The sequence below is a fragment of the Amycolatopsis acidicola genome (genome assembly GCF_007713735.2).
GTDB lineage: Bacteria > Actinomycetota > Actinomycetes > Mycobacteriales > Pseudonocardiaceae > Amycolatopsis_E > Amycolatopsis_E acidicola.
Map to the genome: position 1 here is coordinate 1 of NZ_VMNW02000122.1, position 19,928 is coordinate 19,928.

Consider the following 19,928-nt stretch of genomic DNA (forward strand, 5'->3'; position numbering starts at 1 on the left):
GGGCGGGGCCGTGCGTGAACCGGGTGAGCCCGGGCGGGGGACGAATCCTTAGGCGACTCGTTCGAAGATGGCTGCTAGGCCTTGGCCACCGCCGATGCACATGGTTTCCAGGCCGTACTTGCCATCGCGGCGGGACAGTTCTCGGGAGAGCGTGCCGAGCATTCGCACGCCCGTCGCGCCAACGGGGTGGCCCAGGCTGATTCCCGAGCCTTGCACGTTCGTGCGTTCGTGATCTTTTTCGGTGAACTCCCATTCCCGCATGACCGCGAGCGCTTGCGCGGCGAAGGCTTCGTTCAGTTCGATGACATCCATATCGGACAGTGCGAGGCCCGCGACAGCCAACGCTTTCGCCGTGGCCGGGACCGGGCCGATGCCCATCTCTTCCGGGGGTACCCCGGCCACGGCCCAGCTCACCAGTCGCACCACCGGCCGCAGCCCGAGCTCCGCGCACCGCTCCGGCGTGGTCACCAGGCACATCGCGGCGGCGTCGTTCTGGCCGCTCGCATTGCCGGCCGTCACCGTCGCGTCCGGGTCCGACGAGCGCAGGATCGGCTTCAGCTTCGCCAGTGCTTCCAGCGACGCATCCGGCCGCGGATGCTCGTCGTCCGAGACGACGACATCCCCGCGACGGCCGGGAACTGTCACGGGCACGATCTCTTCCGCGAGCCGGCCCGCCTGCTGCGCGGCGACCGCGCGCTGGTGCGACGACAGGGCCAGCTCATCCTGCTCCTGCCGCGAAATCGAGTACCTGCGCCGCAGGTTCTCCGCCGTCTCCAGCATTCCGCCCGCGACAGGATGGTTCTTGCCACCCGCCGTGGCGCGGGCCCTCGCCATTCCGTCGTGGAACACGGCGGCCGCGCCCTTCGTACCCCAGCGCAGATCCGTGCTGTAGAAGATCGCGTTGCTCATGCTCTCGGTACCACCGGCGACAACCACATCCTGCGCACCGCTGCCGACCTGCAGCACGGCCTGGATCACCGCCTGTAGCCCGGAACCACACCGCCTGTCCAGATGCGCACCGGGCACGGTCACCGGCAGCCCGGCATCCAGCGCGACGATCCGGCCGATCGCCGGTGCCTCACCGGAGGGGTTGCAGTGCCCGAGAATCACGTCCTCGACCCGCTCCCCCGGCACGCCCGTACGCTCCAGCAGCCCGTTCAGCGCGGCCACACCCAGTTCTGCCGCGCTGAGCGGCTTGAGCGAACCGCCGTACCGGCCGATCGGGGTTCGCACCGTTTCACAGATCACGACCTCACGCACGGCAGGAAACCCTTCCTTCGCAACGAAAACTCACATCAACCGCCCGCCGGTCACCTCGAGCACGGTGCCCGTCATATAACTGGAAAGCTCGGAAGCCAGGAACAGCGCCACATTCGCGACCTCGTCCGGCTCGCCGGCGCGGCCGAGCGGGATCTCGCCCATCTTCTGCTCCCACGCGTGCTCCGGCATGGCCTCCGTCATCGGGGTGCGGATCAGCCCTGGCTGGATCGCGTTGACCCGCACCTGGTGCCGGGCCAGCTCCTTCGCCGCGGCCTTGGTGAGCCCGACGATGCCCGCCTTGGCCGCCGAGTAGTTGGTCTGCCCGACCATGCCCGCCTTGCCGGACAACGACGACAGGTTCACGATCGCGCCGGACCGCTGCTCCCGCATGATCTCCCCGGCCAGCTTCGTGCCGAGCCAGCAGCCCTTGAGATGGACGGCGATCACCTCGTCGAACTGGTCCTCGGTCATCTTGCGCAGGGTCGCGTCCCGGGTGATGCCGGCGTTGTTGACCATCACGTCCAGCCCGCCGAACGCCGACACCGCCTCGTTCAGCAACGCCCGCACGTCGTCCGCGTTGCGCACGTCGCCCGCGACGCCGCGGGCGTTCTCGCCCAGCCCGGCCACCGCCTCGTCGAGCGCCTCCTTGCCCAGGTCACCCAGGACGACACGGGCTCCTTGCCCCACAAAGGTTTTCGCGATCTCCAGACCGATACCCCGCGCCCCGCCGGTGATCACGGCGACGCGTCCTTCCAGCAGACTCATGTGTTCCTCTCAGACGGCGATGACGTGTTCGACGGCGCACTCGTGCCGCGGACGGCGGCGCTCGGTGGTGCCGAAACGGTGGCTGGCGGCAGCTGATGCGCGGGCTGGAGGTCGGCCGCGTGCAGGAAACATCAGTCGGTCGGCACCCTGCTGGCCGACATGGCGACGAAGGTGCGGGCCTCCCGGCTGCTCGCCTCGGACGCGGCGACGAAGCCGGATCAGGGGATCCGGGCCGATCTGGACGCCGGGATGGCGAACCTGTTCGCCTCGGAGGCGGCCATGCAGGTGACGCTGGACGCGATCCGCGTGCACGGTGGCTACGGCTGCTCCCGGGAGTACGGGGGCGAACGCTCTTTCCGGGACGCGCCGCTGATGATCGTCGGTGAGGGCACCAACGACATCCAGCGCGACGACCTCGCACGCCTCGACCCCGCGGTAGCCGAGCTTGGGCAGCTTCGTCGAGACGTCGATGCCCACCCCGGGCTGCTCGACCAGAAGCACGCTCATCCCGCGGTGCGCGGGCTTCGCCTCGCGGTCGGTCACGCACAGGAGACCGATCAGCCCGGCGTGCTGGGCGTTGGAGATCCACGTCTTGCTGCCCCTGACGCGGAAGTGCTCGCCCGCGGGCACCGCGTACGTCGTCGCCCGCAGCTCACCGGTCGCCATCTTCGGCAGGTACTTCTGGTCGCTGCTCGCCGCTGTCTCGATCTTCTCGTCGACGAACTCGACGAACTCGGCGAACTCGGCGAACTCGGCGACCAGAGCCACCCTTTCCCGCTCGTGCTCGGCGAGCTCTCCCATCAGGACTCCTCGTTCTCCAGTTCGGCGAGTACCTCGCCGGTGTGCTCGCCGACCGCGGGCGCCACCCGTGCCGGTGCGGCGCGGCCGTTCATGACCAGTGGCGAGCCCGGGGCCCAGTGCTCGCCGATGCCGGGCTGGTCGAGCCGCGCGAACAGCTCTTCCTCACCCAGCCCCGCGACGAGTTCGCTGATGCTGCGGAACTCGTCGTGCAGCACGCTCGTGCCGCTCAAGGCCTTCGTCACTTCGCTTTTCGTGCGCGCCGCGAACCACGGCTCCAGCAGAGCCGCCAGCGTCGCCCGGTGTTCGTACCGGGTGTTCTCCCGCGAAAAGTCCACGTCGAGCGCCGCGCCCAGCGCATCGACCGCGGCGGCGAGCCCGGTGACCTCGAGCAGCTGCCGCCAATGCCGTTGTGTCAGCACGACGACCATCAGCCGCGCGCCGTCCTTCGTCGCAAAATCCCGGCCGAACAGGCCATACACATAGTTCCCCGCGCGCGGCCGGACACCACCCAGCTGCGCCTCGGTGAGAAAACCCAGATTCCCCAGCGTCGCCATCGCCACGTCGCGCAAAGCGACTTCGACGGACTGACCCTGCCCAGTATCTCTGCGCTCGCGCTCCGCCGCCAGAAGGCCGATCGCGAGGTAGAGTCCACACGCTACATCCCAGAACGGCAGCGTGTCCAGCACAGGACCGTCCGTATCAGCCGGTCCAGTGATTCCGTGCAGTCCCACCGAAGCCTGCACGGTGTAGTCGACGCCGGTGCCGCCATCGCGATTTCCGTTCAGCAGCACGTGAATCACGTCCGGACGCCGCTTCGCGAGCTCCACATAGGACAGTTCGGGAAATCGCCGCGTGTTGGTGACCAGGATGCCCCGGTCGGCGACGAGATCAGCTACCAGCGAACGGCCTTCGGCGGAGCGGAAGTCCACCTCGATCGCCCGCTTGCCCTTGTTCAGCCCCGACCAGTACAGGCTCGTGCCGCTGCCGGAGAGCGGCAACCGCGTGCGATCCGCTTGCCCGCCAACGGGTTCCACCCGGACGACGTCGGCGCCCAGCTGCGCCAGCGTCATCCCGGCCAGCGGGGTCGCGACGTACGCGGAGACCTCCACCACGCGCAACCCGGCGAGGGGCCCACTCATCGGGCCTGCCCCTTGAGCAGCTGCTTGGCGATCACGAGCTTCTGGATTTCGCTGGTACCCTCGTAAATCCGGTACAGCCGCGCGTCGCGGTAGAAGCGCTCGACGGGCACTTCACGCATGTAGCCCATCCCGCCGTGGATCTGCACGGCGCGGTCGGCGACGCGGCCGACCATCTCGCTGCTGAACAGTTTCGCGCAGGAGGGCCCCATCCGCCGGTCGCTGCCGTCGTCGAACCGCCGCGCCGCCTCCAGCACCATCGCGCGCGCCGCGTAGATCTCGGTCTGCGATTCGGCCAGCATCGCTTGCACCAGCTGGAATTCCGCGATCGGCGTGCCGCCCTGGCGGGTGTTCGCGGCGTGGTTGACCGACTCCTCGAGCAGCCGGTCGGCGAGCCCGACGCACAAGGCCGCGATGTGCAGCCTGCCCTTCGAAAGCGACCGCATCGCCGCCGCGAAGCCCTCGCCTTCGACACCGCCGACGAGGTTTTCCGCCGGCACCTTCGCGTCGGTGAAGAACACCTCGGAGGTGGTCGAGCCGCGCTGCCCCATCTTCTCGTCCTTGGGGCCGATGGTGACGCCGTCGGTGTGCGCGTCGACGACGAACACGGAGATGGCCTCGTCACTGGTGCGAGCGAACACCATCAGGATGTCGGCGCGGACGGCGTTGGTGATGAACCGCTTCTGTCCATTGAGGACATAGTGATCACCTTCGCGGACAGCGCGAGTACGCAGCCCGCTCGGGTCCGACCCCGCCTCGGGCTCGGTCAGCGCGAAGGAGGCGACCATCTCGCCGCTCGCGAGCTTGGGCAGGAAGCGCTGCTTCTGTTCGTCCGTCCCGAAATTGACCAGCACCTGCCCGGCGATCCCGTTGTTGGTGCCGAACATCGAGCGGAACGCGGGGGCGGTGTAGCCCAGCTCCATCGCCAGCCGCACGTCCTCGCTCGCCGTGAAGCCCATCCCGCCGTATTCCTCGGGCAGCGCGTAGCCGAACAGCCCCATGCCGGCGGCCTTCTGCTTCAGCTCGGCGGGGATGTCGTCGGTCTGCTCGATGACGTCCTCGGCGGGCACGACCTCCTTGCGCACGAAGGTGCGGACCGCGCTCAGCACCGCCTGGAACTCGCTGTCCTCCACAGTGGACTCCTTCAGAGAGACTCGAAAATGGTTGCGTTGGCCATGCCACCGGCCTCGCACATGGTCTGCAGGCCGTACCGGATTCCCTTGGCGCGCAAGTGGTGCACGAGCGTCGTCGCGATGCGCGCGCCCGAGCCGCCGAGCGGGTGGCCCAACGCGATCGCGCCGCCCAGCGGGTTCAAGCGGGCCGAGTCCACGCCGAGTTCCGCCTGCCACGCCAGCGGAACGCTCGCGAAAGCCTCGTTCACCTCGTACGCGCCGATGTCGGCCGGAGTGAGCCCGCTCGACTTGAGCACCTTCTCCGTGGCCGGGATCGGTCCGGTCAGCATGCTCACCGGATCGACGCCGGCGACCGCGGCCGAATGGATCCGCGCGAGCGGCCGCAGGCCCAGTTCGCGCGCCCGCGAGGAGGTCATGATCAGCAGACCCGCCGCGCCATCCGAGATCTGCGAGGAGTTCCCGGCGGTGACCACGCCGTCCTCGCGGAACACCGTCTTGAGCCCGCCCAGCGTTTCCAGAGTGCCGCCACGGCGGACGCCCTCATCCGTGTCGAAGGTCCCGACCGGCACGATTTCGTCGCGGAACGCGCCGCTGTCGATCGCCGCCGCGGCGCGCGCGTGCGACTCCAGCGCATACGAGTCCACGTCGTGGCGCGTCAGCTTCCAGCGCTCCGCCAGTATTTCCGCGCCCTCGCCCTGGTTGAAGCCCTCGACGCCGTAGCGTCCGGCGACCAGTGGCCCGAAAGCCTTGCCCGGCCCCGCTTTCCGCGCCGAGCCCATCGGGACCCGGCTCATCGACTCGACGCCGCCCGCGATGACGACGTCGCGGTACCCGGCGATCACGGCGGCCGCGGCGAACTCCAGCGACTGCTGCGAAGACCCGCAGGCGCGGTCCACCGTCACCCCGGCGACGCTTTCCGGGAAGCCCGCGGCCAGCGCCGCGTAACGCCCGACGTTCCCGCTCTGCTCGCCGCTTTGCGTGACGCAGCCCCAGACCACGTCGCCGACGAGCGCGGGGTCGATGCCTGTCCTGGTCACGAGTTCCTTCAGCACCAACGCCGAGAGGTCCACCGGGTGCACCCCGGCCAGCCCACCGTCGCGCTTGCCGACCGGCGTCCGCACGGCCGCCACGATCACCGCGTCACGCATGAGTCCTCACCGTCCGCGCCAGACCGGCGCTCGTTTTTCCGCGAAGGCGCTCGCGCCTTCCTTGGCGTCCGCGGAGGCGAACACGGGGCCGCTGATCTCCCGCTGCCGCCCGAACATCTCGGCCTGGGGCCAGTCCGCGCTCTCCCGGATGATCCGCTTGGAGGCGCGCACCGCCAGCGGCCCGTTGGCCGCGATGCGGCGGGCCAGCGCCAGCGCTTCCGGAAGCGCCTCCTCGGCCAGCCGGTTGACCAGCCCGAGCGCGTACGCGCGTTCCGCGTCGAAGAGATCGCCGGTCAGCGCCAGCTCGGTCGCGATGGCGGGCGGGATCCGGCGCGGCAGGCGCATCAGCCCGCCCGCGGCCGCGACCAGCCCTCGCTTCACCTCGGGCAGCCCGAACTTCGCGCTCGGCGACGCCACCACGAGATCGGCGGCCAGCACGGCTTCACAGCCACCCGCGAGCGCGTAGCCCTCCACTGCGGCGATCAGCGGTTTCTCCGGCGGCGCCTCCACCAGCCCGAGGAAGCCGCGGCCCGGCACGACCGGGGATTCCCCTCGCAGGAACGCCTTCAGATCCATGCCGGCGCAGAATGTGCCACCCGCGCCGGTGAGCACGCCCACCGCGAGGTCGTCGCGGCGGTCGAGCTCCGTCATCGCTTCGGCGACCGCTTCGGCCATCTCGCGGTTCGCCGCGTTCTTCGCTTCCGGCCGGTTCAGCGTGACGACGAGGACGCCGTCGCGGGCTTCGACGAGGACGCTCACCGAGGGGCCATCCGGATCGCGCCGTCGAGCCGGATCGTCTCGCCGTTCAGCATCGGGTTGTCCACAATGGACTGCACGAGCCTGGCGAACTCCGCGGGGTCACCGAGTCGCGACGGGTGCGGGATGGAACGCGCGAGCCCGGCCCTGATCTCGTCGTCGAGCCTGCCCAGCAGCGGGGTGTCGAACAGGCCGGGCGCGATGGTGCACACCCGGATCGCCTTGCTCGCCAGGTCGCGGGCCGCGCACAGGGTCAGCCCGACGATGCCCGCTTTGCTCGCCGCATAGGCGGACTGGCCGATCTGGCCTTCGAAAGCGGCGACGGACGCGGTCAGCACGATGACGCCGCGCTCGCCGTCGGCCTGCTCGTTCTTGGCCATCGCCGCGGCGGCCAGGCGGGCGAGGTTGAACGAGCCCGACAGGTTCACCTTGACCACGTCGTTGAACGTCTCGAGGTCGCCCGGAGCGCCGTCCTTGCCGACCAGCCGGGTACGCGAGCCGCGGCCGGCGCAGTTCACGGCGACCCGCAGCGGCCCCTTCCCGACCGCGACGTCCACGGCGGCGGCCAGCGCTTCGGGGTCGGTCACGTCGGCGGGCACGAACGTCGCGCGGCCGCCGAACGTGGCGGCCACCTCGGCGCCGGGGGCGGAGGGCAGGTCGGCGAGCACCACGTGGGCGCCGGAGTCCGCGAGCCGGGTCGCGGTCGCCAGGCCGAGGCCGGAAACCCCGCCGGTGACGACGGCGGAGGTAGCTTCGAGGTTCATAGATAAGAATCATTATCCTGGATTCGACACCCGGTCAAGAGTTCATGCGCAGGAATCGCGGGTGTGTGACGTCACCGTGGTCCCCTTATCATCGGGCGGTGGACATGACGGCGGCCCGTGACTGGGCCGAAAGCGGCGCGGCCTGGCTGACCGGGCACCCGGACGGCCCGCCCCTGCTCCCCCCGGGCAACGCCGCCACGCACGCGCGGCGGATGGCCGAGCACATCGAGGAGGCCGGCGGCATCCCGCTCGACGGTGCCGCCCTGCTCAGCGAGCGCGCCGCCTTCACCGGCGGGCGGCGGCAGGGCGCCCGTTCGGTGGGCGGAGCCTGCCGCCTGCTGCCCACTCTCGACGGCTGGGCGGCGGTGTCCAACGCACGCCCGGACGACCCGATCCTGCTCAGCGCGCTGATCAGCGAAGACCTGGACGAGAACCTCGACGCGGCCGTGGCTGAGTGGGTGCAAACGCATCCCGGCGCCGAGCTCGACGAGCGCGCCGGCCTGCTCTCGGTGGCCGCGTCTTCCTGCGCGCCGCGTGTTTTCGACGTGCACTCGCCGGGACGGCCACGACCGGTGGAGGACCTGTTGGTCGTGGATTTCAGCGCGTTGTGGGCCGGGCCATTGTGCGCACACCTGCTGGGGCTGGCCGGGGCGCGCGTGGTGAAGGTGGAGACGCCGCAGCGGCCCGACGGGGCACGCTACGGCAACAAGGACTTCTACGACCTTCTGCACGGCGGGCACAGTTCGGTGGTGCTGGATCCTGGGGATCCGGCCGGGCGGAGAGCATTGCAGGCCCTGGTGGCCAAAGCGGACGTCGTGATCGAAGCGTCCCGGCCGCGCGCGCTGGCGGGGTTCGGTTTGGACGCCCAGGAGTTCGCCGCCGGCGGCGGGACGTGGGTGTCGATCACCGCGTGGGGCCGGGAAAGCGACCGCGTGGGGTTCGGCGACGACGTGGCCGCGGCGTCGGGTCTCATGGCCTGGGATGACGCGGGGATGCCGGTGTTCTGCGGTGACGCGATCGCCGACCCGCTGACCGGGTTGACGGCGGCGGCGCTGGTGATGAGTGAGCCGGCGGGCGTGGTGTGGGAGGTGCCGATGGCCGGGGTCGTGAACGCGACGGTGCCGGAGCCGTGGTCGCAAGCGCCTTCGGAACCGGTTCGGGACGCGGTGCCGCCGATCGCGCGCAAGCCGGTCGCCACGGCTCCAGCGCCAGGCGCGGACACCGCGGAAGTGCTGTCGTACCTGGGGATTCCGCGCCCATGAGCTACCTGCTGCGCGAGGCCGAGGTGGACGGCCGGATCATCGACGTCCGGCTCGAAAACGGGAAGGTCACGGCGCTCGGGCCGGGCCTGGACGCGACGGGCGCGGAGGTCGTGGAAGGACACGGCCGCGCGCTGATTCCCGGGCTGACCGACCACCACCTCCACCTGCTGGCGCTGGCCGCCGAACTGCGTTCCGTCCACTGTGGACCACCGCACGACGCGGACAGCCTGCGGGCCGCGCTCGCCGCCGCGGAGCCGGATCGGCACGGTTGGATCCGGGGTACGGGCTACATCGAGAGCGTGGCCGGGCAGCTGAACCGGTGGAAGCTGGACGAGCTGTACCCGGCCGGCCCGGTGCGGATCCAGCATCGCAGCGGGGCGATGTGGATGCTCAACTCCGAGGCCGCGCAAGCGGTCGGCCTCGACGGCGCAGACCTGCCCGGCGTGGAGCGCGACAGCGCGGGCCGGGCCACCGGGCGCCTGTGGCGTGAGGACGACTGGCTGCGCGCCAACCTCCCGCCCGCCGAGCCGCTGATGCTGGACGTGGTCGGCCGGACGCTGACCCGGCACGGGATCACCGCGGTGGCCGACGCGACCCCGGATCTGGACACGAGTGCGATCAAGCTGATCACCGCCGCCCAGCTGCCGCAGGAGGTGCTGCTGCTCGGGGCGCCACTCGGCGCCGCCGGGCACACCGGGCCGTACAAGATCGTGATCGCCGACTCGGCGCTGCCCGGCATCGACGAGCTCACCTCCCGGATCCGCGCGGCACATTCCACCGGGCGTCCGGTGGCGGTGCACTGCGTTTCGCGCGAGGCCCTGTTCCTGCTCATCGCGGCACTGCACGAGACGGGAACCGTTGCCGGGGACAGGATCGAGCACGCGTCGGTGGTGCCCGAAGAGGCGTTGCCCCTGCTGAAGGGGCTGGGCGTGCGGGTGGTGACCCAGCCGGGCTTCCTCGCCGATCGCGGCGACGACTATCTGCGGGACGTGGAGCGGGACGATCAGCCGGGGCTGTACCGGGTGGCTTCCCTTGGGGAGTACGGAATCCCGGTGGCGCTGTCCAGCGATGCGCCTTATGGGCCGCTGAACCCGTGGGAGGTGATCGCCGCGGCGGTGAATCGGCGCACGGCCACGCGGCAGGTGGTCGGCGCCGCCGAAGCGATCTCCCCTCGCGCGGCGCTCGACGCCTACCTCTGCCCCGCCGACGATCCCGGTGGCGAACCCCGGCGAGTCCGGGTGGGTTCGGCCGACCTCGTGTTGCTGGACGCGCCGCTGGCGGAGGTCCTCAATGGACGGACGAACCCCGTCTGCGAGGTTTTCGTCGCGGGGCAACGGTTCTCCGTTTAGGACTTCGTCAGATACCCACCCGGTCCGCCAGCAGGTCCCGCAGTTCCGTCACTCCGCCGAGCCAGACCTCGATCGCTTTGGCGCGGCGGTAGTACAGGTGTGAGTCATGCTCCCAGGTGAAGCCGATCCCGCCGTGCACCTGGATCATGCCCTCGGCGCACTGCCGCACCGTCTCCGCCGCCTGTGCCTTCGCCAGCGTCGCGACCTGAGCGAACTCCACCGGGTCCTCGTCGAGGATCATCGCCGCGTACATCGCCGCGCCGAGGGACGCGTCGATCTCGATGGCCATTTCCGCGCACAGGTGCTTGATGCCCTGGAACGAACCGATGGGCCGGTTGAACTGTACGCGGGTTTTCGCGTACTCCACCGAAATGTCCAGGCACTGCTCGGCGGCGCCCAAGGCTTCGAAGGCCAGCAGAGTGCGCGCGACATCGAGCACCCGCTCCACACCGTCCGCACCAAGCCGTTGCGCGGGCACGCCTTCCAGCACGAGCGTCGACACGGGACGGGTCAGGTCGAGCGAGTCCACCCGCTCGACGGTGAGGCCCGGCGCGCCCTTCTCCACGACGTACAAGCCGCCATCAGCAGGCACCACCAAGACGTCCGCGACGTGCCCGTGCGCGACCCAGTTCACCTTGCCGTGCAAGCGATCCCCGTCCACGCGCACGGCGTCGTCCGGCCGCGCGCCGGTGACGGCCAGCGCGCCGATACGCTCCCCGCTCGCCAAACCCGGCAGCAGCGAGCGGCGCTGTTCTTCGGTGCCGCACCGCAGAATCGCCTCGATCGCGAACGTGGACGCGGCCATCGGCACCGGCGCGAGCGCGCGGCCCAGCTCCTGGAACACCACCGCGGTCTCCAGGTACCCGAAGCCCTGCCCGCCGTACTCCTCCGGCACGTGCAGGCCCGGCAACCCCATGTCCTGCACCAGCAGTTTCCACAGCATCGGGTCGTGACCGGCGTCCAGCACCTCCCGCACCCGGGCGCTGGGCGCCCGTTCGGTCAGCAGCCGGCGCAGCGAGGCGCGGAACTCCTCCTGCTCCTCGGTGAATGCGAAATACACGAGCACTTCTCCGTTCGGGGGGTCAGGCCGGCTTGATCTCGGCGAAGGGACCGCCGTCGAGGCGGGGTTCCTTCGGCAGGCCGAGCAGCTGCTCGCCGATGATGTTGCGCTGGATCTGCGCACTGCCACCGTAAATCGTGGCCGCGCGGGCATACAGCGCGACGTCGACCCAGCGTTTGACCGAGTTCTCCGTACCGGCCTCGGGCACCACGAGCACGCCGTCGTTGCCGTCACCGGCGGGCGCGAGCGCTTCCGGGCCGAGGATGTCCAGCGCGAGTTCGGTGTAGCGCTGGAAGTACTCGCTCCAGATCACCTTGCTGATCGCGCCGTCCGCGCCGGGCCGGGCGTCTCGCATGAACTTCGTCAGCGCCCGGTACCCGCGGAAGCGCATCAGCTGAACGCGCGAGTAGCACCAGGCGAGCCGCGCGCGGATGTGCGGATCCGTTGTGCGGCCCCGTTCCCTGGCCAGCTCCAGCAACAGGTCCAGCTCGCGGCCGAACCGGATCGCGTCCGTGGTGACCCGGACACCGCGCTCGAAACCGAGCAGCGTGTTGGCCACCTTCCAGCCGCCGTTGACCTCGCCGAGGACGTGGTCCTTCGGCAGCCGCGCGTCGGTGAAGAAGACCTCGTCGAAGGCGGTGTACCCGGCGGCGTTGACGATGGGCCGGACTTCGACGCCCGGCTGGTCCATCGGCAGCAGCAGGAAGGAGAGGCCCTTGTGCTTGGGCACGGACGTGTCGGTGCGGGCGATGACGAACATCCAGTTGGCGTTGCTGCCGCCGGAGGTCCAGATCTTCTGCCCGTTCAGCACCCACTCGTCGCCGTCGAGGACGGCGCGGGTGCGCATCCCGGCGAGGTCCGAACCCGCCTCCGGCTCCGAATACCCTTGGCAGAACACGTATTCGCCGGACAGGATGCGCGGCAGGAAGTGTTCCTTCTGCGCTTCGGTGCCGAGCACGATCAGGGTGTTGCCGAGCAGTTTGATGCCCAGCGCGTCGTTCTCGAAACCCTCGGGCACGCCCGCGCGGGCCAGTTCCTCGGCCAGCACGACCTGCTCGACCTGAGTGAGCCCGGCGCCGCCGTACTCCTTCGGCCACGAGGGCGCGATCAGGCCCGCTTCGCCGAGCGTGCGGCGCCAGTCCACTTTGAACCGTTCCCGTTCGGCGGGCGCGAGCGCGCCCATCCCGGCCCAGTTCTCCGGCAGGCTGCGCGCGAGGAACTCCCGCACGGTGCGCCGGTACCCCTCGGCCTCCTCGGGGTAGCTGATGTCCATCGAAAGCCTGCCTCTAAGTCGTCATTTCCTTGCGGTAGCCCAGTTCCACGAGCTTCGGCAGCACCGCCGTCTCGAACAGGCGCAGGCTCCGCCAGCCGTCTTCCAGTCCGAGTCCGCCGAGCAGCGGCTGGAAGACCAGCTCCGCGTCCGGGCCCAGTTCCCTGCACAGCGCCACGCATTCGTCCGGGGTGACGACCCTGATGTTCGGGTCGCCCTTGAGGTCCTCGACGCCGGAAGCCGCCCGGTACGCCGTGGTGCCGACGCCACGTTCCTTCGCCCAGGCCGCGTTCGCGTTCGTCGTGTAGAGCACGTGCGGCGCCACGACCGGCCAGTCCCGTTCCGGGTCTTCCGACACGTACAGGAACAACGGACCGGTCACCGGCCCGCGCGGCGGCACCGGCTTGCCGAGCTTTTCCCGCTCCGCTTCGTACACCGCGTAAAGCTTGTCCTTCTCACTCCCGGCAGGCCGGTACCCGTCGCCGAGCCGGGCGGCACGCAACGCCGAAGCCTCGCCGGAACCGCCGATGTACAGCGGCGGCCCTCCGGCGCGGGCGGGCCGCGGGCGGATCCGCACGCGTTCGCCGCGGAAGTCGAAGGGCTCCCCCGTCCACGCCCGCTGCAGCACGCCGATGATCTCTTCCAGCAGCCGCACACGTTTGCGCCGGTCGACGCCGAACATCCGGTACTCGTGGTCGCGGTAGCCGAGCCCCAGCGTCAGCTCCACGCGACCCGAACCGATCAGGTCCAGCGCCGCGAGGTCCTCGGCGAGGCGCAACGGCTGGTGCAGCACCGCGATCAGCGCGGAGAAGTGCACGCCGATCCGCCGGGTGCGGCCCAGGATCGCGGAGCCGAGGATCATCGGCGACGCGCAGTAGCCGTCGTCGGCGCCGTGGTGTTCGGCCAGGTAGACGGTCTCGAACCCGAGCGAGTCGGCCCACTCGACGTGGTCCAGCACCGCCGGGTACTGCTCCGCGCTGCCGACCCCGACCCCGGGCGCGCGCATGTCGTAACGCAGGGCGAGCCTCACGCCGCCCCCTCAGTCCGAGGAGGGCAGCGGCTTGGCCGTCACCAGCTCCATCGGGACGCCGTGGCAGTGGAACTCCCCGTCGCCCTTCTTCACGCACGTGATCTGGGTCTGGCAGGTCTGGCAGACGTAGCGCTTGCCGATCTGGTTCATGATGCCCTCACTTCGATCCGGGGAACGTGATCTCGACCGGCTTGCCACAACAGCTCAGCGCGGACCCGCCGGCGCTGGTGACGATCGCCTCCGAGCCGCATTCGGTGCAGCGCACCCGGCTGCCGTTGCCCGCCAGCGTCCCCGCCTGGTCTTCATCGGCCATGACGAGCTCCTCTCCACCGTTCGTTTTCCTTATCATAGTTATGATGGTTATCCGAGACAAGGGAGACCACGGTCTTCCCCGTCACCCGCCCGCCGAGCATCCCGAGCAACGCGTCGAACGCCGCCTCGATCCCGCCTCGCACCACGGTTTCCACGGGTTTCACGGCGCCGCGGCGGATCAGCCCGGTCAGCTCGGCCTCGAACTCCGGCCGGTCGCCGAGGTGGTCGGACACCAGGAAACCCTCCATCCGCGCCCGCCGCCACACCAGCCGGATGAGGTTCGCGGGCCCGGGGGTCTTCCCGGTGTTGTTGTAGATGCTGATCATTCCGCACAACACGACCCGCGCGCGGTCGTTGAGGAAGCGCAGCGCGGCTTCGAGCTGCTCGCCGCCGACGTTGTCGAAGTAGACGTCGATCCCCGGCGAGCCGGCCTCGGCGAGCGCCTCCTTCAGCCGGACGGTGACCGGCCCGCGGTGGTCGAAGACGGCGTCGGCGCCCAGAACTTCGCGCACCATAAGGACTTTCTCGGCCGAACCGGCACTGGCGAGCACCGTGCAGCCCGCCGCTTTGGCCAGCTGCACCGCCACCGAGCCGACGCCACCCGCGGCCGAGGACACGAAGACCGTCTCGCCTTCGCGCAGCCGCGCGATCTTGTTCAGCCCGGCCCACGCGGTCAGCCCCGGAATGCCCAGCACACCCAGGAAAGCCGAGGCCGGCAAGTCCGTCGCGGGGAGCAGTTCACAGTCCTTCGCGGGAACGGTGGCGTACTCACGCCAGCCCAGATCGTGACGCACCAGCGCGCCCACGGGCAGCGAGTCCGACGAGACCACCCGGCCGACCGCGGAACCGGTCATCGGCCGGTCCAGTTCGTAGGGGGCCGCGTAGTTCGCGCGCCCGTCCATCCGCCCGCGCATGTAGGGCTCGACGGACATGAACTCGTTCGCGACCAGCGCGCTACCCGGCGGCGGAGCTTCGACGTCGACCTCGACCAACTCGACGTCGGCCGGGGCGGGGCGGCCGGTCACGTGCCGGCGCAGCCACCACTCCCGGCCGCGTCGTCCGGTCACGAGAAGTCGGCGATCAGGGTGCGGCGGACGAGCTTCCCGGTGGGCGTGCGCGGCAGCTCGGTCACGAAGTGCACCTCGTCGGGAGTGCGGGAACCGCGCAGCCGCGCGCGGACGAAGTCCCGCAGCTCCTGCGCGGCGACCTCGGCGCCGACGACGACGAAGGCGCCGGTTCGCTCGCCCCATTCCTCGTCGGGCAGCCCGACGACGGCGACCTCGCGCACCGCGGGGTGCGTCAGCAGCACGTCCTCGATCTCGGCCGGCGAGATGTTCTCGCCGCCGCGGATGATCGTGTCGTCGGCGCGGCCGTCGAGGTAGAGGAAGCCGTCTTCGAGGCGGGCCTGATCGCGGGTCGGGAACCAGCCGTCGTCGTCCAGCGAGGTGCCCTGCTCCAGGTATTCGCCGCTGACCTGGGCGCCGCGCACGAAAAGCAGCCCGGCCCGCCCCTCGGGCAACACCGTGCCGGCCTCATCACGGATTTGGGCTTCGACGCCAGGCACCGGCCGTCCGACGGAGCCGAGCCGCGCGCGCAGCGCCGGGTCCGCGATGGCCTCGCGGTGGTCCTCCGGCCCGAGCACGGCGATGGTGGAGCTGGTCTCGGTGAGCCCGTAGGCGTTGACGAACCCGGTGTCCGGGAACAGTTCCAGTGCCTTTTCCAGCACCGGCAGCGGCATCCTCGCGCCGCCGTAGGCCAGCGAGCGCAGGCTCGGGACCTCGGCCTTCGCGCCGTCAAGGTGCTCGACGATCCTGGCCAGCATCGTCGGCACGACCATCGCGGTGCCGACGTTCTCCCGGCGCACGGTCTCCAGCCAGCCCTCGGGGGTGAAGTCGGGGAGGTAGACCATCCGGCGCCCGGTGTAGAGGTTCGACAGCAGCTGGCTCATGCCCGCGATGTGATACGGCGGGGTGCTCACCAGCGCGGCGTCGTCGGGGTCGGCGGCGGCGAACTCGACCGTCTGCAGCAGGTAGGACACCAGGTTGTGGTGGCGCAGCAGCACGCCCTTCGGCGCGGCCGTCGTCCCGCTGGTGAACAGCACGATCGCGACCTCGTCGTCGGGGGCGTCCTTGGCCTCCCCGGTGCCCGTCTTGGCGCGGGCCACGAACTCGTCGGTGGTCAGCACCGGCGCGCCACATCCGGCCAGCACCCCGACGTACGCCTCGTCGGCCACCACCAGCGGTTTGTCGAGGCGGCCGATCAGCTGCCTGAGCTGCTCGGCGGACAACCGGTAGTTCAGCGGCACGAACGGCACCGCGGCGGCAGCGGCGGAGAACAGCAGCACCGGCAGGGCGGGCCCGTTCGCCCCGATGAAGACGAGCTGCCGGGCGTCCTGCAGCTGCCGCGCTCCCCCGGCCGCGGCCGCCCGCAGCTGCGCGTAACTCATCCCGTCCGCTTCGCCGCCGAACGCGAGCCGATCCGGATGGGTGTCCGCGGCCATGTCGAGAACCATGCCGATTCCCACGTGTCACCTCCTGGCTATTGAGGCAAACCATAGCAACCATGAACATGAATGTGTAGAGTGCGGGACACCCGCCGACTCACCGAGGAGACGAACATGACCGACGCGGATCTGGTGCCGCTCGAGGCGCTGGTGCCCTGGCTGGACGCCAAGGGCGTGGGCAGTGGCCCCCTCGGATCGGTCGGGTTCCTCACCGGCGGCACGCAGAACGTGTTGATGCGCTTCACCCGCGACGGGCGTGACTACGTGCTCCGCCGGCCGCCCCGGCACAAACGGGACCGCAGCGACGACACGATGCGCCGCGAGGCGCGGGTGCTCGCCGGGCTGGCGTCGAGCGACGTCCCGCATCCCGAACTGGTCGCCGCGTGCACGGATCTCGACGTGCTCGGGTGTGTCTTCTACGTGATGGCCGCCGTCGACGGGTTCACCGCGACGGAGTCCGTGCCCGACGCGATCGCGGCCGATCCCGCGAGGCACCGCGTACTCGGCGAGTCCATAGTGGACGCTCTCGCCGGGCTGGGCAGGGTCGACCCCGAAGCCACCGGGCTGGCCGGCCTCGGCCGCCCCGGAGGCTGGCTCGCGCGGCAGGTGCCGCGCTGGGCCAAACAGCTGGATTCCTATGCCCAGCTGGAAAACTGGCCCGGCCCGGAGCTGCCGGGGCTGACCGAGGTGAGTGACTGGCTCACCGCGAACCAGCCCGGCTCGTGGACCCCGGGCCTCATCCACGGCGACTACCATTTCGGCAACGTGCTGTTCGACCCGGAGACCGCGCGGGTCGCCGCCGTCGTCGACTGGGAGCTGGCCACCATCGGCGACCCGCTGCTCGACCTCGGGCACCTGCTCGCCACCTGGCCCGACCCCGCCGAACCGCGCACCCGCGGCCTCGCCGTCACGCTCGACGCGCTGCCGTCGAAGCAGGAGGTGGTCGCCCGCTACGCCGCCGGCAGCAGCCGGGACCTGAGCGCCATGCCGTGGTACCACGCGCTGGCCTGTTACCGGCTCGGCATCCTGCTGGAGGGCACGCACGCCCGCGGTTGCGCGGGCAAGGCGGATCCCGTGCTCGGCAAGCAGTTCCACGCGGTCGCCCAATCCCTGTTCGAGCAGGCGCTCACCGTGATCGAAGGAGCAACGTGTACCGGTATGTGAAGTACGAGAAGGTGGACGACGGGCGGATCGCGCGGATCGTCCTGAACCGCCCGCAGGCCCGCAACGCCCAGCACCGCGGGCTGCTCGTCGAACTCGACGAGGCGTTCATGGAAGCCGAGCGGGACGACGAAGTGCGCGTGGTGATCCTCAGCGGCGAGGGTCCCGCCTTCTCCGCCGGGCACGACCTCGGCTCGAAGGAGATGAAGGCCGAACGCGCGCCGGGCCCGGACCAGCATCCGACGTTCACCTGCAACGGCGCCACGAACGGCCCGGTCGAGAGCAGGCACCGGCAGGAGTACCACTACTACTTCGACAACACCCGCCGCTGGCGTGAACTGCGCAAGATCACCATCGCGCAGGTGCACGGCAACGTGCTCGCGGCGGCGCTGATGCTGGCCTGGGCGTGCGACCTGATCGTCGCGGCCGAGGACACCGTGTTCGCCGACGTGGTGGGCACGCGGCTGGGCATGTGCGGGGTCGAATACTTCGGCCACCCGTGGGAGTTCGGGCCGCGCAAGGCGAAGGAACTGCTGCTCACCGGTGACTACCTGACCGCCGACGACGCGTATGGGCTCGGCATGGTCAGCAAGGTGTTCCCCGGCGAGGAGCTGGGAGACCGCACGCTGGAGTTCGCCCGCCGCGTCGCCGCGCTGCCCACGATGGCTTCGCTGCTGATCAAGGACTCGGTGAACCAGGCCGTGGACGCGATGGGCTTCCAATCGGCGCTGCAGGCAGGTTTCAATATCCACCAGCTCAACCATGCGCATTGGACAGTGGAGTCGGGCGGCACCGCCGTCGTCGGCACGCCCGAACTGGGCCTGCCCGACTGGCGGAACGCGCCGGCACTCCGCCGTGCCAGCAAGAGCGAAGCCTGAAAGGGGAACGATGACGGGCGCACTCGACGGGTTCCGGATCATCGATTTCAGCCGTGTGCTGGCCGGACCGTACGCCACGATGCTGCTCGGCGATTTCGGTGCCGAAGTGATCAGGCTGGAACGGCCCGGCGTCGGCGACGACACCCGGCAATGGGGCCCGCCGTGGCACGAAGGCGAAGCGACTTACTTCCTGGGGCTCAACCGGAACAAGAGGTCGCTGGGCTTCGACCTGACCGACGAGCACGACCGCGCCGAGGTGCGGAAGCTGATCGCGACCGCGGACGTGGTGGTGGAAAACTTCAAGCCCGGCACGATGGAACGGTACGGGCTGGGCTATGAGCAGCTGAAGGCCGAGTTCCCCGGGCTGGTTTTCTGCTCTGTCACCGGGTTCGGCTCCGGCAAGGGCGCGCACCTGCCCGGCTACGACCTGATCGCGCAGGCCACCGGCGGGCTGATGAGCATCACCGGGCACCCGGACACCGGCCCGCAGAAGGTGGGTGTCGCGCTGGTCGACGCCATCACCGGGTTGCACGCGGCCATCGGCATCCAGACCGCGCTGATCCACCGGCTACGCACCGGCGAAGGTCAATATGTGGAGGTGAACCTGCTGTCGTCGGCGCTGGCTTCGCTCACGAACCAGATCACCGGGCACATCCTGACCGGGAGCGTGCCAGGCCTGATGGGCAACGCGCACCCGAGCGTGTGCCCGTACCAGCCGGTGATGACGGCCGACCGCCCACTCGCGGTGGCCGCGGCGAACGACAAGCAGTTCCGCGCGCTGGCACGGGCACTGGGCCGCGAGGAGCTGGCCGACGACGATCGCTACTCGACGAACACGGCGCGCGTGGCGCACCGCGAGGAGCTGATCAAGGAACTCGAGTCGGTCTTCCGCACCCGCGACGCCGACCACTGGTTCTCGGTCCTGGTCGAGGCCGGGGTACCGAACGGCCCGATCAACGACCTCGGCCAAGCGGTGGCGCTGGCGGAGGAGCTGGGCCTGGACCCGGTGGTGCACCCCACCGACGAACCCGAGGGCGAAGGCGTAGCGCAAATCCGCAACCCGATCCGTTTGTCGGCGACTCCGGCGGTGTATCGGACCAATCCGCCCAAGTTGCCGGGGAGCAGCGACTTTTAGGTCGGGTTTCGCCGGTTGTGGCTTGACGCTATTTGTGGCGGCTTTTGACAGCAACGGACGCGCGTAGCGCGCGCTGTGTGACACCCCACCACCGCCCCGATCTGTGAGTGTTCGCGACCTTGTCACTGCGTCAAGGCGGGAAAGATGCCTTGACCCAGCGCCAAGATCGCAAGAGCAGGCTGGGGATCGGGGCGGTGGAGGGGTG

19 protein-coding genes and 2 pseudogenes are annotated in these 19,928 nt (G+C 70.2%); 6 read left to right on the forward strand and 15 right to left on the reverse strand.

The genetic code is table 11. The features are described from left to right. Nucleotides 1–48: 48 nt before the first annotated feature. Both FPZ12_RS41620 and fabG read right to left on the reverse strand, forming a co-directional pair. Nucleotides 49–1,260, reverse strand: coding sequence for an acetyl-CoA C-acetyltransferase (locus FPZ12_RS41620; protein ID WP_144757958.1), 1,212 nt, complete (start codon nt 1,258–1,260; stop codon nt 49–51). A 30-nt stretch (nt 1,261–1,290) separates the two neighbouring features. Further along, a complete protein-coding gene (fabG, locus tag FPZ12_RS41625) occupies nt 1,291–2,025 on the reverse strand; it encodes a 3-oxoacyl-ACP reductase FabG (protein WP_144757957.1) in 735 nt (244 codons plus the stop codon). A 27-nt stretch (nt 2,026–2,052) separates the two neighbouring features. Here fabG and FPZ12_RS41630 point away from each other — a divergent pair. Continuing rightward, nucleotides 2,053–2,445, forward strand: a pseudogene (locus FPZ12_RS41630) (acyl-CoA dehydrogenase family protein); the annotation flags it as partial. A gap of 45 nt (nt 2,446–2,490) precedes the next feature. Here the strand turns inward: FPZ12_RS41630 and FPZ12_RS41635 are convergent. The 6 genes and pseudogenes from FPZ12_RS41635 to FPZ12_RS41660 form a co-directional block, all read right to left on the reverse strand. Then, nucleotides 2,491–2,826, reverse strand: a pseudogene (locus tag FPZ12_RS41635) (acyl-CoA dehydrogenase family protein); the annotation flags it as partial. After that, nucleotides 2,826–3,965, reverse strand: coding sequence for a CoA transferase (locus FPZ12_RS41640; protein ID WP_144757956.1), 1,140 nt, complete (start codon nt 3,963–3,965; stop codon nt 2,826–2,828). The pseudogene FPZ12_RS41635 and the gene FPZ12_RS41640, both read right to left, overlap by 1 nt. Continuing rightward, nucleotides 3,962–5,095: an acyl-CoA dehydrogenase family protein gene (locus tag FPZ12_RS41645; RefSeq protein ID WP_144757955.1), complete on the reverse strand. Its 1,134-nt coding sequence runs from the start codon at nt 5,093–5,095 to the stop codon at nt 3,962–3,964. Before FPZ12_RS41645 ends, FPZ12_RS41640 begins: the two co-directional genes overlap by 4 nt. Before the next feature lie 11 nt (nt 5,096–5,106). Then, nucleotides 5,107–6,243, reverse strand: coding sequence for a thiolase family protein (locus FPZ12_RS41650; protein ID WP_144757954.1), 1,137 nt, complete (start codon nt 6,241–6,243; stop codon nt 5,107–5,109). 6 nt (nt 6,244–6,249) lie between these two features. Continuing rightward, nucleotides 6,250–7,002: a crotonase/enoyl-CoA hydratase family protein gene (locus FPZ12_RS41655; protein WP_144757953.1), complete on the reverse strand. Its 753-nt coding sequence runs from the start codon at nt 7,000–7,002 to the stop codon at nt 6,250–6,252. Next, nucleotides 6,999–7,763, reverse strand: a complete 765-nt coding sequence (locus tag FPZ12_RS41660) for an SDR family NAD(P)-dependent oxidoreductase (RefSeq protein WP_144757952.1) — start codon at nt 7,761–7,763, stop codon at nt 6,999–7,001. Before FPZ12_RS41660 ends, FPZ12_RS41655 begins: the two co-directional genes overlap by 4 nt. 104 nt (nt 7,764–7,867) lie before the next feature. Between FPZ12_RS41660 and FPZ12_RS41665 the strand changes: the two genes are divergently transcribed. Together FPZ12_RS41665 and FPZ12_RS41670 are read left to right on the forward strand one after the other, a co-directional pair. Then, the gene (locus FPZ12_RS41665) at nt 7,868–9,025 is read left to right on the forward strand and encodes a CoA transferase (protein ID WP_144757961.1); all 1,158 of its coding nucleotides are present in this window, start codon (nt 7,868–7,870) and stop codon (nt 9,023–9,025) included. Beyond that, nucleotides 9,022–10,374: an amidohydrolase family protein gene (locus FPZ12_RS41670; protein WP_144757951.1), complete on the forward strand. Its 1,353-nt coding sequence runs from the start codon at nt 9,022–9,024 to the stop codon at nt 10,372–10,374. The genes FPZ12_RS41665 and FPZ12_RS41670 overlap by 4 nt, the downstream gene beginning before the upstream one ends. Nucleotides 10,375–10,381: 7 nt before the next feature. Here the strand turns inward: FPZ12_RS41670 and FPZ12_RS41675 are convergent, their stop codons facing one another. From FPZ12_RS41675 to FPZ12_RS46165, 7 genes are read right to left on the reverse strand one after another with little or no spacing between them, the layout of a single operon-like run. Then, nucleotides 10,382–11,434 (reverse strand): acyl-CoA dehydrogenase family protein, encoded by a 1,053-nt coding sequence (locus FPZ12_RS41675; RefSeq protein ID WP_144757950.1) that lies wholly within the window; start codon nt 11,432–11,434, stop codon nt 10,382–10,384. A 22-nt stretch (nt 11,435–11,456) separates the two neighbouring features. Continuing rightward, nucleotides 11,457–12,707 carry an acyl-CoA dehydrogenase family protein gene (locus FPZ12_RS41680; protein WP_144757949.1) on the reverse strand — a complete coding sequence of 417 codons (1,251 nt, stop codon included), beginning with the start codon at nt 12,705–12,707 and terminating at the stop codon, nt 11,457–11,459. 13 nt (nt 12,708–12,720) lie between these two features. Continuing rightward, entirely contained in the window at nt 12,721–13,734 is a 1,014-nt protein-coding gene (locus FPZ12_RS41685; protein WP_208026194.1) for an LLM class flavin-dependent oxidoreductase, read from the reverse strand. 9 nt (nt 13,735–13,743) lie between these two features. Further along, the gene (locus tag FPZ12_RS45865; protein WP_166463084.1) at nt 13,744–13,884 is read right to left on the reverse strand and encodes a hypothetical protein; all 141 of its coding nucleotides are present in this window, start codon (nt 13,882–13,884) and stop codon (nt 13,744–13,746) included. A 7-nt stretch (nt 13,885–13,891) separates the two neighbouring features. After that, entirely contained in the window at nt 13,892–14,047 is a 156-nt protein-coding gene (locus FPZ12_RS41690) for a hypothetical protein (RefSeq protein ID WP_144757948.1), read from the reverse strand. After that, nucleotides 14,037–15,113, reverse strand: a complete 1,077-nt coding sequence (locus FPZ12_RS41695) for an NADP-dependent oxidoreductase (protein WP_243770298.1) — start codon at nt 15,111–15,113, stop codon at nt 14,037–14,039. The genes FPZ12_RS41690 and FPZ12_RS41695 overlap by 11 nt, the downstream gene beginning before the upstream one ends. After that, nucleotides 15,110–16,570: a class I adenylate-forming enzyme family protein gene (locus FPZ12_RS46165; protein WP_144757946.1), complete on the reverse strand. Its 1,461-nt coding sequence runs from the start codon at nt 16,568–16,570 to the stop codon at nt 15,110–15,112. Before FPZ12_RS46165 ends, FPZ12_RS41695 begins: the two co-directional genes overlap by 4 nt. 93 nt (nt 16,571–16,663) lie before the next feature. Between FPZ12_RS46165 and FPZ12_RS41705 the strand changes: the two genes are divergently transcribed. The 3 genes from FPZ12_RS41705 to FPZ12_RS41715 are packed head-to-tail and all read left to right on the forward strand — an operon-like array spanning nt 16,664 to nt 19,723. Next, nucleotides 16,664–17,713, forward strand: coding sequence for a phosphotransferase family protein (locus FPZ12_RS41705; RefSeq protein WP_144757945.1), 1,050 nt, complete (start codon nt 16,664–16,666; stop codon nt 17,711–17,713). After that, the gene (locus FPZ12_RS41710; RefSeq protein WP_243770299.1) at nt 17,698–18,588 is read left to right on the forward strand and encodes an enoyl-CoA hydratase; all 891 of its coding nucleotides are present in this window, start codon (nt 17,698–17,700) and stop codon (nt 18,586–18,588) included. Before FPZ12_RS41705 ends, FPZ12_RS41710 begins: the two co-directional genes overlap by 16 nt. Nucleotides 18,589–18,598: 10 nt before the next feature. Continuing rightward, the gene (locus FPZ12_RS41715; protein ID WP_144757944.1) at nt 18,599–19,723 is read left to right on the forward strand and encodes a CaiB/BaiF CoA transferase family protein; all 1,125 of its coding nucleotides are present in this window, start codon (nt 18,599–18,601) and stop codon (nt 19,721–19,723) included. Nucleotides 19,724–19,928: the final 205 nt, after the last annotated feature.